The sequence below is a fragment of the Vibrio sp. S9_S30 genome (assembly GCF_014694455.1).
Lineage (GTDB): Bacteria > Pseudomonadota > Gammaproteobacteria > Enterobacterales > Vibrionaceae > Vibrio.
The window spans coordinates 1-15,928 of record NZ_JAAUWT010000035.1; the positions used below are offsets into that span (position 1 = coordinate 1).

The window sequence follows — 15,928 nt, forward strand, 5'->3', positions numbered from 1 at the left end:
AGTGGTAAGCGACTCATTTTACCCAAGAAAAGAAAGAGGAAGCCTTTTCCTCGGGTTGTTCTGTATAAGGCTCCCCGGTATCCACATAAGAAAAGAGCCGCACGCTGTTAAGCGAGCGGCATTAGCAGAATCTGCGGCATTTTTTAGGCTAACAAAACCGTTGAATTAAGACAGCAGCCTTTACAGTTTGTGCCTTCCCATTATCGAGTGAGACAGTGTGGTTCCATCCACCAGATCCAGCTCACCTCCCATAGGCACACCGTGTGCAATTCGAGTCACGTCCACGTCGTGTGCATGGCAAAGCTCGGCGATGTAATGTGCCGTTGCTTCCCCTTCTACGGTTGGGTTGGTCGCCAGTATCACTTCGGCAATATCTTGGCGCCTTAACCGAAAATCGAGCACATCAAGCCCAATATCACTTGGGCCTATTCCATCTAACGGAGACAAATGCCCCATTAGTACGAAATAGCGCCCAGAATACTGACCGGTTGCTTCAATAGCCGCAATGTCTGACGGGCTTTCCACCACACACAACTGGCCATTTTCTTGGCGCTTCGGGTTAAGGCAAATATGGCAGGTTTCTTCTTCAGTAAACGTTCTGCATTCACTGCAATGACCAACTTCAGTCATGGCTTGAGAAAGTGCATCCGCTAATTGAAGCCCGCCTTTTCTATCGCGCTGTAACAAATGAAAAGCCATACGTTGTGCCGATTTGGGACCAACCCCAGGTAGGCAACGTAAGGCTTCCATCAATTGTTCCAGCATATGGCTGGTTCGCATAAATTGTGTCTACTGCATCAATTAGAAAGGCATTTTCATGCCTGGAGGCATTTGCATTCCACCCGTGACTGACGCCATTTTCTCTTTTTGAGTTTCTTCTACACGACGAGCAGCATCGTTAAATGCGGCTGCGATAAGATCTTCTAGCATTTCTTTTTCGTCTTCCATCAAACTTTCGTCGATATCAACGCGGCGAACACTGTGGCTGCCAGTAATGGTTACTTTCACTAAACCAGCACCGGACTCACCCGTTACTTCCATGTTCGCGATTTCTTCTTGAAGCTTTTGCATGCGCTCTTGCATTTGTTGGGCTTGCTTCATTAGGTTGCCCATTCCACCTTTACCAAACATTTCTTTTCTCTCTGGTTTATCTTAGGTTATAAATTCTTTATGGGGGTAAAAACCCTGCTTTCAACGCCCATTCCAACTTGTCATCTGTAAATCAGATTGGTCTCACGCTATCGGCGTCTATTTCGGCGGCAAATCGAGCCGTAATAAACTGTATGTGAGGATCTTGAGCCAAACTGTCGTGCGCTTGTTGCAATTTGCTCTGATACAATTTGTCTCTTAATTCCAATGGAGATTCCCCCTCTTCACCGATTTTGATAATGAGCTCACAGGGTTCTTCCAATGCTGTCGCTAACGCTTCGGCTAATTCTTTTTGAGCTTTTTCGGTATTAAGGTGCGCCTGAGCTGATCTCAAGGTGAGATGGATGACATGCCCCTCTTTACGATACGAAGAGTTCAATGCCAATTGTTCCACCAGTTTTTCGGTGTCCAATTTCTGAATCAAGGCGGACCAATCATCGACCGCGACCGATTCCTCAACCAATTTTGCCGCCATTTCCGGTGTTTTCGTATGTTCTAGCGCTTTCTTAATCTGAGTCGGTGTCAGTTCCGTCTTCTTTGGCTTTTCTACTGGCTTGGATGGCTTCCATTGATAAGGTTCGTTGGCAATGTTTTGCTCTTCAGTATTTGCTGTTGCCGAAGGCACGTTTAACGAGCGGTGTGGAGATGGATCACCGTGTAACGAACTCGCCATTGCTGAATTGACTGGCGACACCTGCCCAGCGGAAGCAAATTGCGCTATGCGCTCTGCTGCGGTCTGTTTTTTGGTTGCGGGTGTCGCGTTAGCCTTTTTTGGCGACCCACCAGTGGCTTTATTTTCACTTCCAGCCTTGTTTTCACTTCCGGCTTGGTTACGTCGACTTCTTAGCTGATGACGCAACCCAGACATAGGGCTCACAGGTACTGATGATTGCTGCTGCACTGGTGTATGACTGTTGGCACCTGCCTGACTCGATGAATTTGAAGGCGATGGGTTCGGCGTTGAAACGGGGGGTTGAGCGTAAGCCGGATCGTCGTACTGCGGTGGCATTGTGTCTTGTTCGTAATCACCGTAATTCGGCATATCGCCATAATCTGGAGCGGGTTCATTCGAGGTCAATACCGAAGCTGGTTGCTGTTGCTCAGTAGGGTTTCGCACTTCATTAAGCTTGTCTCGCACACTCTCCTCTGGCGTAGCGGAAGCGGGTACAACAAGTGTTCCGGAGGCTTCTTTGAGAGGCGGTAATGGTGAATCCGAGCGAGTATTGGCAGAAGACGAAGGAATAGGTCTTGAACGTATGGCGGCAGGGAGCGCTTCTTCAGATTTTTGCTCTTCTGGCTGAGTATTCAAAGGCAGTGCTTTGGCACTCGCGGGTTTAAAAGCAATCAAACGTAAGACAACCATCTCCACACCCATTTTAGGTGACGGTGCGATGGCGATGTCTTCACGACCTTTAATTACGATCTGGTAGTAAAGCTGTACTTCTTCTGGAGAAAGCGCCTTAGCCAGTAACTCTACTTTTTCGGCATCTGGTTTGCCTTTGTCCAGTGTTGCAGGTAAAGCTTGATACATGGCAATTCGGTGAAGCTGAGTGGCGAGTTCTTGAAGCAAACCATCCCAATCCACACCATTTTGTGCGAGCCGAGTCAGCGCATCTAATGCCGTTTGTGCTTGGTGAGCACTGATCGCTTCCAGCAAGTGAATCGCTTGGTCGGTATCTAATGTACCGAGCATGTTCGATACCGTCGTTGTCTCTATCACTCCATTACCAAGTGCGATGGCTTGGTCTGTTAGGCTGAGTGCATCACGCATACTGCCATCAGCAGCATGGGAAATCATCCCTAATGCACGGGGTTCTGAGGTGACTTGCTCATACCCAAGGATATGATCGAGTTGCTGATGAATGTTATCTACGCTGATCGGTTTCAAATGAAACTGAAGACAGCGGGAAAGGATCGTAACAGGGAGCTTTTGTGGATCAGTGGTGGCAAGCAAGAACTTCACATATTCAGGTGGTTCTTCCAATGTTTTCAGAAGCGCATTGAAGCTGTGACGAGAAAGCATGTGCACTTCATCGATTAGGTAGACTTTAAAACGACCACGTGCAGGCTTGTACTGAACGTTATCCAATAACTCACGCGTATCTTCTACCTTGGTGCGGGATGCGGCATCGATTTCGAGCAAATCAACAAATCGACCTTCATCGATCTCTTTGCATGTCGAACACTCACCACAGGGTTTCGCCGTGATTCCGGTTTCACAATTTAACCCTTTGGCAAACAAGCGACCGATTGTTGTTTTGCCGACACCACGCGTTCCACTGAACAGATAGGCATGATGCAATCGGTTCTGGCTTAGTGCATTTTCCAACGCAGTGAGAACGTGACCTTGCCCAACGACTTCGCTGAACTGGTGTGGTCGCCACTTACGTGCTAACGCTAAATAACTCATTCACGCTTTCCAATTACGAATGAATACCAAAAAGGCTTAATGCCCTTCGAATTCACAGATGCTGTATACATTCAGACCCAATTCTTTCAAGCGAGTTTCACCGCCGATTTCTGGCAGGTTAATGACGAACGCTGCATGTTCAACATCACCACCCAATTGTCGAATTAATTTCACGGTTGCTTCAATGGTGCCACCTGTGGCTAACAAGTCATCGACGACAAGAACTTTATCGCCTTGAACGATAGCGTCCGTATGGATTTCTAAGGTATCGGTTCCGTACTCTAACTCGTAAGACTGAGCAATCGTTTCACGGGGTAATTTACCGGGTTTGCGTACAGGAACAAACCCGACACCAAGATCTAATGCCAGAGGCGCACCAAACAGAAAGCCACGTGCTTCGGTTCCCACAATCTTTGTGAACCCCATGTCTTTGTATTTTTCAACGAGCAATGCAATTGTTGCGCGATACGCGTCGGCATTTTCCATCAAACTGGTTACATCGCGAAAAAGTATCCCTGGTTTTGGGTAATCCGGAATGCTTTTAATGCTCGCTTGGATTTGGGCGATGGTTTCAGTAGTCATAAGCTCAATCTTTTAATCTTCGGCGTTATACAATAAACGCACATTGTAATACTCCAGTCTGCTTTAGTCTGCGAACTGGAAAAAGAAAAATGAAATCCGCTTTTCGGCGGCGCCTAATGTTAGTGATTTTCTTCTTTATCAGCAACAGGGTTGAAGACGGGTATTCGTGAAAACCACGCCAGTAAAACGCAAAGTAATACCAATAGCATAGCCTTTACCCAAAGAATCGGGGCAACAATAATGGACACCGAAAAACTGATGATGATAAAGACATAGGCACGCCGTTTCACGCTGACCTTAAGCGATCTGTGTTGTTGCCAATCATTTAATACAGGACCAAGTTTAGGGTGGGAGTGCAGCCAATCATAAAACGTCGGGCTTCCACGTAAAAAGCATGCGCTCGTCAGCAATAGAAAAGGCGTCGTCGGCAGCAAAGGGAGTACTATACCCAGCACACCTAATAGCAACGAAATCCACCCTAAAACATTCCAAGCAGTGCGACGCATACGAATAACCAGCTTCTCCTGACACTATTGTAAAATGAGTATTATCACTCAATTGCCATGTTCAAGTAACCGTAGGCTCAAAAAATTGCGCCGGAACAACGGAAAAACGGCTTCCAATGGGAAACCGTTTCTATCTATCGATACCAAATCCTATTTTACTAGGAACCGGAAAATATTCGAATCCAAGTAAGTGTAGCAGGTAGTGTAGATATAAGTAACGCAGCAATAAATCCTAAAAAGTAAAGAAAGTTGAATGGATCTTTATAGTTTTCTTGTTCTGACATGATATTGATATTCTCCTCATTACTAGACGATTGACTATATAAGAAGCCGTACTTTCAAAAAACCTATAAAGTAAAAGGTTATTTAACCTTCGCTACCGCGGTCTCACTTTTCTTTAACGAAAAACGGTTTGAATCTTACTGTAAATTGCCTTGGTAAATACACAAACAGAAACTGCTCGCACCTAGCTTACTCATGGTGAGTTGCCCGCCACTATGAACGATGAGAGGTGATTCCGATTTTTTATGTAAGCATCCTTCTCCGAGCCTCACTCCTTTGTGCAAATGCACATTTTGACCGCCACTAGACCAAACACTTTCCAGCCCCGCGGAATGCACTATCAAAGAGCTGTCGGTCATATCGACCACACCAAACAGGGCACTGATGGAAGAGGCGTACTCTGAACACATAATCCCCTTCTCTACGGCATCGATAAGCTGATTCAAATCGACTGTATCGCTCTTATTGTTACGTAATTGATCATTAAACAGCGCACGAATCAGCAACGTGGTTGCCACCGACTGATCGCCACCTGAGGCCGCATCGACCAAATAAAAAATAAAATGTCCGTCCATCACCCACGCATAATCAAATACCAAAGGCAATGACTCAGAAGATTGAAGAAGGCGGTAGGTGCATTTCCAACCCCCTGTTTTTGTGTCTCTTTCAGGAAGAAGTGCTTCAAGCAGATCGCGGGCCATGTTTGGGTTGTTTTGCAGGTGATCTAAATGCCAATGAAGCTCTTGCTCCTCTGGCAGGTCCCCGGATTCATCAACACGAAACCATTGACTCGCAAAATCACGCTGGTCAGAATCATTGGACTCAGCATCTTCCAACGTGCTGCAGATCGCTTTTTCCAAATGACCCATATTTGGAATCGGTTTTGAAAGGAAATCTTTAATGCCAAAGCGGAGCGCTCTGGCGACATCGGACATTTCTTCAGTTGCAGAGACGACGATCATAGGAAGCGATGGGTACTCCCAGCTCACTTCTTCTACAAATTCGATGCCATTTAGCACGGGCATCGAAATATCACATATGACCAAATCTGGAACTTCAAATCGAAGTTGTTTGAGCCCATCTAGCCCGTTTTCCGCTTCTAGAGTCCGATAACCACTGGATTCTAGATAACTCGTGAGCATTCGACGAAATATGGCGTCATCATCGACGATCATGACGGTTGATTTGTCTAAGGCAGCACCTCCAGCCACCTGATGTTGCAATACGCTTGATTTAACCATAGGTCTAACCTCAAAATAGAATGCTTCCTAAACGGTTCTTATTATTTTTTCTTAGTCATATAAAACGTAGTCAGAAATCCCCATTTCCACAACTTCGCAAATGTTACCCATGCCGCAATTTGCGTTGACGACTGTTCTTTCTGCTGCAAGGAATCGTTGACTTAAAACAACCCCCTCTTGAAAAATTACGTTACACTATTTCTCTTGCATTTTTTGTGTGTATTACAAATGAAATTTGATGATCTCAATCTTTTCCGCCTAATTGTCGAGAATGGCAGCTATACCGCAACATCGCGTAAAACCTTGATCCCTGTCGCCACAATCACTCGCCGCATTCAAGCGCTTGAAGACTCTCTCAATCTTAGATTGCTGAACCGTCATGCAAGGAAACTCGCACTAACGGAGGCCGGAGAACGGTTTTACGTAGAATGCTCACCTTTGCTAAAGCAGCTAGCTTCTGCGGCTGAAAGCATTTCCGATGGCTGTCGTGGTGCTGCGGGGAAACTCAAAATTTCAGCTCCTGCGAACATAACAAAGCGCATAATCATGCCTTTACTTAATCGGTTTATGACGGAGTACCCAGACATCCGAATCGAACTCACCACAACCAATATTGCGGATCAACTAGACCCTACCGAATGGGATATTATTTTTCGCGTCGGTCCGCAGCGCGATTCCAGCTTAATTGTCCGAAAGATCAATTCCGTAAAGGATATTTTAGTCGCAAGCCCCGAGTATCTCCGTCGGCATCGTCCACTACTGCATGCTGAGGACTTACGAGAGCATGCATTGCTTAAAGGTCATCCATTAATGCGCTGGCAGTTAACAAATAGTGAAGACGAAACCGTCATCATTAATGAACGTGGTCGGCTCGAAGCCAGCGAACTTAATGTTGTTAGACGTGCGTGTTCAGCGGGACTGGGAATAACGTTGATGCCTAACGTTATGCTTGATACGTACATTGCCGATGGAAGTTTAATTCAAGTATTGGAAGGCTGGAGCGCAAACCCGAGAGACGTCTACATGCTTTATAACCATAAAGATCATCAGCCAGAAAAAGTACGTCTTCTGATCGACTTTTTCAGTCAGCATTCAACCAACTCATCCTTAACGGCGAGTTGAAACTTGTTTCAACAATAGAAAATGCCAGAGCATCACACTCTGGCATTTTTGTTCGTAGACGTTAACAAATTCTATTCTAAAGAAAAACTACGCACCTTCGTTATGCAGTTCCAAGTTCGCAAGATCTTGTTGAATTTCGCGCTGTACTTTCGCATCATCGTTACGCAGTGAATCAAGGAAATCTAAGTACTCCTGATCAACATCACCAGTCACGTATTCACCATTGAATACTGAACTTTCGAAACGGGCGATATCTCGGTTACCAAGACCCACAGCGGAAACCAAATCTTCCAGCGTTTGGAAAATCAACGCATCTGCGCCAATCATCTGACAAATTTCTTCATTGTCACGACCATGTGCAATCAGCTCATTGGCACTAGGCATGTCGATACCGTAAACGTTAGGAAAACGAACTTCAGGTGCAGCGGAAACCATGTATACGTTCTTAGCTCCTGCGTCGCGAGCCATCTCAATGATCTGCTCAGAAGTGGTACCACGTACAATAGAGTCATCAACAAGTAAGACGTTCTTACCTTTAAACTCAGAGCGAATAGCGTTGAGCTTACGACGAACTGATTTCTTACGTTGTTGCTGACCCGGCATGATGAAGGTACGACCAACATAGCGATTTTTAACAAAACCTTGGCGGTAAGGCTTATCAATAATCTGTGCAATTTCTAACGCGATGTCACAAGATGTTTCAGGGATAGGGATCACCACATCGATGTCCAACTCTTCCCATTCACGCTTGATTTTTTCGCCTAGCTTTTTACCCATTTCCACACGAGCGCTGTAGACGGAAATTTTGTCGATAAACGAATCAGGGCGAGCAAAATAAACAAATTCAAAGATACATGGATTTGATTGAGGGTTTTCCGCACACTGCTGGGTGAACAACTCACCGTCAAAAGTGGCATAAATGGCTTCGCCCGGAGCCACGTCGCGAACAAAGTCAAAGCCTACCGCGTCCAACGCCACGGATTCTGAGGCAACCATGTATTCGGTTCGACCAGACTCTAGCTCTCGCTTGCCCAAACATAATGGACGAATCCCGTGTGGGTCACGAAATGCAACCATACCATGTCCGATGATCATTGCCGCTACCGCATAAGCACCACGGATTTGTTTGTGAACATTTGCAACGGCACTGAATACGGCATCTTTGGTGACTTCCTTCGTCAAGTCAACTTCGTGAGCAAGAATGTTGAGAAGCACTTCAGAGTCAGACGTTGTGTTGACGTGACGGCGCGCTGTTTCAAACAGGCGGTCACGCAGTTCGTGAGCGTTGGTAAGGTTACCATTATGGGCAAGAGTAATGCCGTATGGAGAGTTTACGTAGAAAGGCTGGGCTTCTGATGCACTTGAACTGCCCGCCGTCGGGTAACGAACATGACCAATACCAACAGTACCTTGCAAACGTTGCATGTGCTTAGCTTCAAAGACATCTTTAACTAAACCGTTCGCTTTTCTCAGACGAAAACGATTGCTTTCTATGGTAATAATACCAGCGGCATCCTGACCACGATGCTGTAGTACAGTCAGCGCATCATAAATTGACTGATTTACAGGTGTTGTACCCACGATTCCAACAATACCACACATGTCATAATCCTCGGTTTTGACAGTAGGCTGGCACTACACGGTGCCAGACAAAAAGCTTGAAGTTTCTTTTAGGTGCTCGAAAAACGGGGCAATGATTCGGCTGAATTCAGGAATCAATTGCGAGTTAATCCACCACTCTGAATTTGGCAATGCAGTAAATGCATCAATGAAAAACAGCACTGCAGATACGATAAGAATTCCACGCAATCCTCCGAAGACGATCCCTAAAATCCTATCGGTTCCAGACAGACCCGTTTTTTGCACCAATTGTCCAATAACATAGTTGACTAATGCGCCAACAATCAATGTCGCAATAAACAAAGCTGCAATGGCGGCTCCGTTTCGAAACATATCATCTTGAATGTTGGTAAAATACACCGCTAGTTTGGTGTAGTAGTGGCTGGCGATAAAAAACGCGCCAAACCAAATAACAAGAGACAATGCTTCCTTCACGAAGCCTCGAATCAAACTGATCACAGCGGACAGTCCGATTACCCCTAAAATGACAAAATCTATCCAGTTCATTCTGTCCTACATCTTAAGTTGGCGCGCATTTTAACAGAAAAAATCGCAACGCAAACGTTTTCTTATGGGTTTAATGGTTTAAATTTCAACAGTTGGCCTTTGGCCCCAGTGATTTTTTCCAATTCCTTGATTTGCTTTTCCAATTTGGGCTTAGAAACGTCAGGACCGATAATAACTCTTGAAAATGCGCTCTCTTGCTTGAGATGGGCTTGATAACCCCGATTTTGAAGGTCTTCCACTAGCTTTTTAGCGTTATCGACGTTTTTAAGCGCCATCAACTGAATGATCCATGCACTGTCGGCATAGTCATTTTTTTCGACTACTGATCTTGGGGTCACGTCTATCTCTTCGGCCTCCGATTCTGTAGAAACCGTCGCAGAAACTGGGCTGTCTGGTAACACCAAATCGTCTTCAACTGGTTCCAGCACTTCAAAGACTTCAGCGGCTTCCTCGAGCTCTGGCTTAATCGGAATAGGGGCAAGCTCTTCTTTAAAGTGTTGCTTCTTCCCATCCAAAAGATCGGGCAACACGATCACACCAGCAGCAACCAATAAGATGGTTCCTACTAGCCTACTTTGAAACCTACTCGCCATTATGGCTCCTTTCTGATTCCCAGTATTCCAATACCGCTCCCACAGTATGGAATGAACCTACAACGACAATGAGCTCACTTGAACCTGCCTGCTTTCTGGCTGCTTCAAATGCCTCTATTGGCGTATTAAACTTACCAGTATTCGATGGCAGGTGTGTGAGAAGCTCTTCTACCTTAGCTGCCCTCTCGCCTTCCAGTGAAGCTGGATACCACTTCGTTGCAACAGGTGTGAGTGCCTTCAGTGTTTCAGCAATGTCTTTATCGCGCAGCATGGCTACCACCATATGGATTGGTGTGTTTGGATAATGCTTATTGAGCTGCTCCACCAAATACTCAGCTGAATGCGGATTGTGGGCAACATCAAGCAAAATCATGGGGGATTGAGACAGCTTTTGCATTCGACCTGCAAGTTTTGCCCTTTTCAAACCTTTTAAGATATTAACGTCTGAAATATCTAACTCTGCGCACCCAAGAGCCATTAAAGACGTGGCAGCATTCGGTAAAGGGAGATCGGGAAGAGGAAGATCATCCAGCGTGAATTGCCCCGAGCGCCATCTCCATTTATCCCCCTCGACGGAATAGCTAAACTGAATCCCGACTTGGTGTAGCTTGGCGCCAATATCATCAGCATGTGCGGCGACCGTTGCAGGTGCTTTGGGCTGCCCACATACCGCAGGTCTATTGCTGCGAAATATCCCTGCTTTTTCGTAGCCGATAACGTTAATGTCGTCACCCAACCAGTCAACATGGTCAACTGCAAGGCTAGTAATGACCGACACATCATGATCCACCACATTAGTGGCATCCAGTCGCCCACCTAACCCTACCTCAAGCAAGACGACATCAACACTCTCCGTTTGAAATAGGCGAAGTGCCGCAAGGGTTCCGTACTCAAAGAAGCTTAGGCTCACATCGCCACGTTGTTTTTCAATAAAATCGAAAGCCTGCGCATGTTTTCTCTCATCCAATTCAACACCATTGATGCGCACTCGCTCGGTGTATCGAATAAGATGTGGGGAGCTGTAAACGCCAACAGAATAACCCGCCTCCAGTAAAATCGCTTCCATAAGAGCACAGGTAGAACCCTTTCCATTGGTTCCGGCGACTGTTATGACTTTTGGAGCGGGTTTAGTTAGCTGGGCTTTTTCGGCAACGATCTGTACACGCTCCAGACCAAGGTCTATGGCGCTAGAGTGGATGTTTTCTAAATAATGAAGCCACATCGTAAGAGATGATGTGGCTTGGGGTACTTGAATATGACTCATTAAACTCTTAACTAATTCTTAAGCGGCTGTTTAATGAATACTTTACTCTTTTTCGTCCGCAACTGGTACTTCGTATTGCTCTTCAATAGGAGAATCGTTAACCGATACCACCATTGGGGAAGTTTGATTCGTCAATTTTGCCAACAAACCACCAATACGCTGACGCATTTCACGACGATCAACGATCATATCAATCGCACCGTGTTCAAGGAGGAATTCACTGCGCTGGAAGCCTTCTGGAAGATCTTCACGAACAGTTTGTTCGATAACGCGACGACCAGCAAAACCAATCAGTGCTTTCGGCTCACCGATATTAATGTCGCCTAGCATCGCTAAACTAGCAGAAACACCACCCATTGTTGGGTCAGTCATCACGGAGAAGAAAGGTAATCCTTTTGCGGACAACCGTTCCAACGCAGCGCTGGTTTTGGCCATTTGCATGAGAGACATCAAAGCCTCTTGCATTCGAGCACCGCCACTGGCAGAAAAACAAACCAAACCACAGTTGTTTTCAATGGCGGCTTCAACGGCACGTACGAAACGAGCCCCGACAACCGAGCCCATTGAACCGCCCATAAATTTGAATTCAAAAGCACAAGCTACAACAGGCAATCCAAGCAATTCACCTTTCATAACAACAAGGGCGTCTTTTTCACCACTGTTTTTCTGAGCCGTCGAAATGCGTTCTTTATAACGCTTCGAATCTTTGAATTTTAGTTTGTCTTGAGGCTCCAACTCAGTGGCCAATTCTTCGCGCTCGCCTTCGTCAAGGAATGACTCAAGGCGACGACGTGCCCCCATACGCATGTGATGATCACATTTTGGACATACTTCTAAGTTACGCTCTAGCTCTGCATGATACAGAACCTGCTCACAAGAAGTACATTTGGTCCAAACCCCTTCTGGGATGGACGCTTTACGTGAGCTTACGATACTGCTTTTATTTAAAATCTTTTCAAGCCAACTCATGGAAGACCTTTTTCTATTAACTCTTTCGCCTAATTGCGAAAGATACAAATTCTGAATGATGCGTGAGGATTAAAGCACAATATTCTCACACTGTGGATCAAAAACTGGTTGTACCTATTTTAAAGCAGCAACAAAGTGCGATAACTCACAACTTTTCAATACGTTTGGTGACCACAACACAACCAAAAGCCATGCGATACTGTTTTTATATTTACCCAGCATAAAAAGCGGTACTAACGGGTTTAATTCCATAGAAAAGCATCGGCATTTCAAGTCTACGGAGCTAATCGTTTCAATTTCACAATGAGCATTAAAACGTATCGGGTAAAAATATCGGTCCAAGCGGTTCTCTTGGCAATCCAAAACGTTCTGGGTAATCAACATCAACCAGATAGAGCCCTTCCGCTTTGGCAGTGGCTCCCGCAAGCCTTCTGTCTTTTGCTTCTAGCAACCATTGAATCCATTCTGGACTTTGATTGCCACGCCCTACTTCAATCAAGCTACCAGTGATATTTCTCACCATGTGGTGGACAAACGCATTTGCCTTAATGTCTATGACAACGTAATTACCCTGTCTACTCACGTTTAAATGCATGATATTTCGCCAAGGACTACGAGACTGGCACTGCACCGCACGAAAAGAAGTAAAATCGTTCTCGCCAAGCAAGAACTGACCGGCTAAATGCATCTTCTTTTCGTCTAACTCGCCATGATAATGGCTAATGCCTGAAGATAAAATTCCAGGACGATAGGCGTGGTTGTAAATCACATAACGATAGCGTCTTGCCGTTGCAGTAAAGCGAGCATGGAACTCTTCTGGAACCTCTTTCGCCCAACGAACAGCAATGTCTTTGGGCATGTTGGCATTCACTCCCATGGTCCATGCCGCCATCTTTCTTGCTGAGGTCGTATCGAAATGAACGACCTGCCCTGTGCCATGAACTCCCGCATCCGTTCTTCCTGCACATTGAACTTCAACAGCATGATTGGCCACGATGGAAAGTGACTTTTCTAGTTTTTCTTGAACGCTGGTGACGTCTCTCTGACGTTGCCAGCCATAGTATTTCGCACCATCGTACTCAATGCCTAACGCTATTCGCATAATCGTTTACTTTTCTGTCTTACGGGGGCGGAGAGTATATACCCAAACAACCTAACGGTGCTAGGCTCGGCAAGCCAACAAGGCTGAGCAAAATCACCATCCGATCAATAAAAAACAGGCAACCATTGGCTGCCTGTTTGAATCGTGCTATACGCTATTGTTCATTCAATTTGTCAATGAGAGATTTTGCCTCTCGTCGAACGTCATCATCACCATAAACAATGGCTTCTTCCAACAGTTTGATCGCACCATCATTGTCATTCATTTCAACGTAAATCTTAGCTAAATCCAATTTGCCAGCGGCCTCACTATTGTCGTCGACATCATAAGGCTCCACATCCCCGAGCACATCGGGAAACTCATCTAACCCAACGTTCAATTCCAAAGCTTCAGCGTCTAGGTCTGGCTTTTCACCGGATTCTGCTTCTTCCTTTTCTACTTGCGCCATGAGTTCATCGACACTCATGAACTTCTGATCAGCTTCTTTTTCGCTAGAAATGTCAGGCTGGTTTTCCCAGTCTTCTTCATGCACTTCAGGATCTTGCAGCGCTTCCGCAGTTCCCCAAACTTCTTTTTCTTCCTCAGGAACATCTTCTGAAATAGAGGCTTGCTGCTCTGGTGTGAGGTTAAAACCATTCCAGTCCTCGCCAATCTCCAGCATGGTGTCGATATCCATACCAGCACTATCAACGACTTTACTGTCTAAGGGCTGTTCAAACCTCCCAACCGAGTCGCCTTCTGACTCACTCAGTAGCGTCGCCATTGTGGCTGACTCATCAAATTGGGCTAAATCTTCATCTGTCAGTAATGCACTTTTATCATCGGACGAAGAAAGAGCCAGTGCGTCTTGGAGTGCTGCTGCCTCATCGTATTCGCCTAATTCAGAATCATCCAATTCAATCGAATCTTCAGAAACAGGTTCAGCCTCCAACGGATCCAGAGTAGCAGACTCTTCTTCCATCGCATCAAGTGCTGCAGACTCATCAAACTCACCTAACTCTTCATCGCTTACAGACAACTCTTCAAGCTCTGAATCATCCAACCCGATCGAATCTTCTGGGGCAGGTTCTATCTCCACCCGATTTAGAGAGTCAGATTCTTCTAACTCATCGTTGCTAACCGAAGCATCTTCTAAACGAATCGCTTCTTCGGCTTCAATTTCTGCTGCGATATCATCATCAACAGGGTTGAGAGCTTCCTGTAACGATAGTGCTTCATTAGGGAGTGCCTCCATCGCCGTTGATTCGTCAAATTCTCCGAGATCCGAGTCGTCCAACTCTGTCGTGCCATCACTGTCTCCAGCGATGTCCGAAACATCCAAATCTTCTGGTAGCGGCGCTGGCTCCTCTGCCATCGCATAAAGCGCGGCAGCCTCATCAAACTCTCCGAGATCGGCATCGTCCAGTTCGATGGTTTCTGGTTGCGCTGGCTCTTCTCCCGTTTCGTTGTCCGCTGGCTCTGATAACTCAAGATCGTCACCTTCCGGCTTAACCGCCTCGGGCTCATCCGCCTCAGGCTCTAGAGGTGTAGGCTCTAAGTCCAGATCTTCCGGCGGTGGCGCTGGCTCCTCTGCCATCGCATCAAGCGCGGCAGCTTCATCAAACTCTCCGAGATCGGCATCGTCCAGTTCGATGGTTTCAGGTTGCGCTGGCTCTTCTCCCGTTTCGTTGTCCGCTGGCTCTGATAACTCAAGATCGTCACCTTCCGCCTTAACCGCCTCGGGCTCATCCGTCTCAGGCTCTAGAGGTGTAGGCTCTAAGTCCAGATCTTCCGGTAGCGGCGCTGGCTCCTCTGCCATCGCATCAAGCGCGGCAGCTTCATCAAACTCTCCGAGATCGGCATCGTCCAGTTCGATGGTTTCTGGTTGCGCTGGCTCTTCTCCCGTTTCGCTGTCTGCTGGCTCTGATAACTCAAGATCGTCACCTTCCGGCTTAACCGCCTCGGGCTCGTCCGTCTCAGGCTCTAGAGGTGTAGGCTCTAAGTCCAGATCTTCCGGTAGCGGCGCTGGCTCCTCTGCCATCGCATCAAGCGCGGCAGCTTCATCAAACTCTCCGAGATCGGCATCGTCCAGTTCGATGGTTTCAGGTTGCTCTGGCTCTTCTCCCGTTTCGCTGTCCGCTGGCTCTGATAACTCAAGATCGTTACCTTCCGGCTTAACCGCGTCGGGCTCATCCGTCTCAGGCTCTAGAGATGTAGGCTCTAAGTCCAGATCTTCCGGTAGCGGCGCTGGCTCATCTGCCATCGCATCAAGCGCGGCAGATTCGGAGTCAAGCTCACCTAAGTCACTACTGTCTAATTCATTTAAATCAAGATCATCTGTTGGTTCGGGAAGATCTGACCATTCTTCAAGACCACTAAGGTCAGCATCATCAAAATCCCAATCTTCATCTTGTGGCATACCAAACTCATTTGGTATGGACTCAGGCATATTTGGCTCTGGCTCTGGCTCTGGCAGGTCCTACCGTTTTTTACCTAAGAGTGCAGAGTGAAAGCATCCTCCAACTTCCTTTGGATTACTACACCGACATTGAATTTGCTCAGACTTTAGGGCAGGAAAACTTCTTTCTAGGGCTCTTTTACG

14 protein-coding genes are annotated in these 15,928 nt (G+C 46.4%); 1 reads left to right on the top strand and 13 read right to left on the bottom strand.

Annotated elements, in window-relative coordinates; translation table 11 throughout:
* Positions 1 to 180 precede the first annotated feature (180 nt).
* The 6 genes from recR to HC752_RS22770 all read right to left on the bottom strand — a co-directional run bounded on the left by recR (position 181) and on the right by HC752_RS22770 (position 6,170).
* The gene (recR, locus tag HC752_RS22745) at positions 181 to 780 is read right to left on the bottom strand and encodes a recombination mediator RecR (RefSeq protein WP_190337489.1); all 600 of its coding nucleotides are present in this window, start codon (positions 778 to 780) and stop codon (positions 181 to 183) included.
* A 21-nt stretch (positions 781 to 801) separates the two neighbouring features.
* Positions 802 to 1,131 carry a YbaB/EbfC family nucleoid-associated protein gene (locus HC752_RS22750; protein WP_190337490.1) on the bottom strand — a complete coding sequence of 110 codons (330 nt, stop codon included), beginning with the start codon at positions 1,129 to 1,131 and terminating at the stop codon, positions 802 to 804.
* Positions 1,132 to 1,222: 91 nt separating this feature from the next.
* Entirely contained in the window at positions 1,223 to 3,559 is a 2,337-nt protein-coding gene (dnaX, locus tag HC752_RS22755) for a DNA polymerase III subunit gamma/tau (RefSeq protein WP_190337491.1), read from the bottom strand.
* Positions 3,560 to 3,595: 36 nt separating this feature from the next.
* Complete coding sequence (apt, locus tag HC752_RS22760; protein WP_190337492.1) at positions 3,596 to 4,141, bottom strand: adenine phosphoribosyltransferase; 546 nt, start codon at positions 4,139 to 4,141, stop codon at positions 3,596 to 3,598.
* A 119-nt stretch (positions 4,142 to 4,260) separates the two neighbouring features.
* Positions 4,261 to 4,647, bottom strand: a complete 387-nt coding sequence (locus HC752_RS22765) for a DUF454 family protein (protein WP_190337493.1) — start codon at positions 4,645 to 4,647, stop codon at positions 4,261 to 4,263.
* Between the two features lie 419 nt (positions 4,648 to 5,066).
* Positions 5,067 to 6,170, bottom strand: a complete 1,104-nt coding sequence (locus tag HC752_RS22770) for a response regulator (protein ID WP_190337494.1) — start codon at positions 6,168 to 6,170, stop codon at positions 5,067 to 5,069.
* Between the two features lie 228 nt (positions 6,171 to 6,398).
* Here HC752_RS22770 and HC752_RS22775 point away from each other — a divergent pair, with 228 nt between their 5' ends.
* Complete coding sequence (locus HC752_RS22775) at positions 6,399 to 7,292, top strand: LysR family transcriptional regulator (protein ID WP_190337495.1); 894 nt, start codon at positions 6,399 to 6,401, stop codon at positions 7,290 to 7,292.
* 87 nt (positions 7,293 to 7,379) lie between these two features.
* Here HC752_RS22775 and purF read toward each other — a convergent pair whose 3' ends face one another.
* The 7 genes from purF to HC752_RS22810 form a co-directional block, all read right to left on the bottom strand.
* A complete protein-coding gene (purF, locus tag HC752_RS22780) occupies positions 7,380 to 8,894 on the bottom strand; it encodes an amidophosphoribosyltransferase (protein ID WP_190337496.1) in 1,515 nt (504 codons plus the stop codon).
* Between the two features lie 33 nt (positions 8,895 to 8,927).
* Positions 8,928 to 9,419: a CvpA family protein gene (locus HC752_RS22785; RefSeq protein WP_190337497.1), complete on the bottom strand. Its 492-nt coding sequence runs from the start codon at positions 9,417 to 9,419 to the stop codon at positions 8,928 to 8,930.
* A gap of 62 nt (positions 9,420 to 9,481) precedes the next feature.
* Positions 9,482 to 10,012, bottom strand: a complete 531-nt coding sequence (locus HC752_RS22790; protein WP_190337498.1) for an SPOR domain-containing protein — start codon at positions 10,010 to 10,012, stop codon at positions 9,482 to 9,484.
* The gene (gene folC / locus HC752_RS22795) at positions 10,002 to 11,276 is read right to left on the bottom strand and encodes a bifunctional tetrahydrofolate synthase/dihydrofolate synthase (RefSeq protein ID WP_190337499.1); all 1,275 of its coding nucleotides are present in this window, start codon (positions 11,274 to 11,276) and stop codon (positions 10,002 to 10,004) included. The genes HC752_RS22790 and folC overlap by 11 nt, the downstream gene beginning before the upstream one ends.
* A gap of 42 nt (positions 11,277 to 11,318) precedes the next feature.
* A complete protein-coding gene (gene accD, locus HC752_RS22800; protein ID WP_190337500.1) occupies positions 11,319 to 12,245 on the bottom strand; it encodes an acetyl-CoA carboxylase, carboxyltransferase subunit beta in 927 nt (308 codons plus the stop codon).
* Positions 12,246 to 12,555: 310 nt separating this feature from the next.
* Positions 12,556 to 13,347, bottom strand: a complete 792-nt coding sequence (truA, locus tag HC752_RS22805; protein WP_190337501.1) for a tRNA pseudouridine(38-40) synthase TruA — start codon at positions 13,345 to 13,347, stop codon at positions 12,556 to 12,558.
* Between the two features lie 154 nt (positions 13,348 to 13,501).
* A complete protein-coding gene (locus HC752_RS22810) occupies positions 13,502 to 15,775 on the bottom strand; it encodes a FimV/HubP family polar landmark protein (RefSeq protein WP_190337502.1) in 2,274 nt (757 codons plus the stop codon).
* Positions 15,776 to 15,928 lie beyond the last annotated feature (153 nt).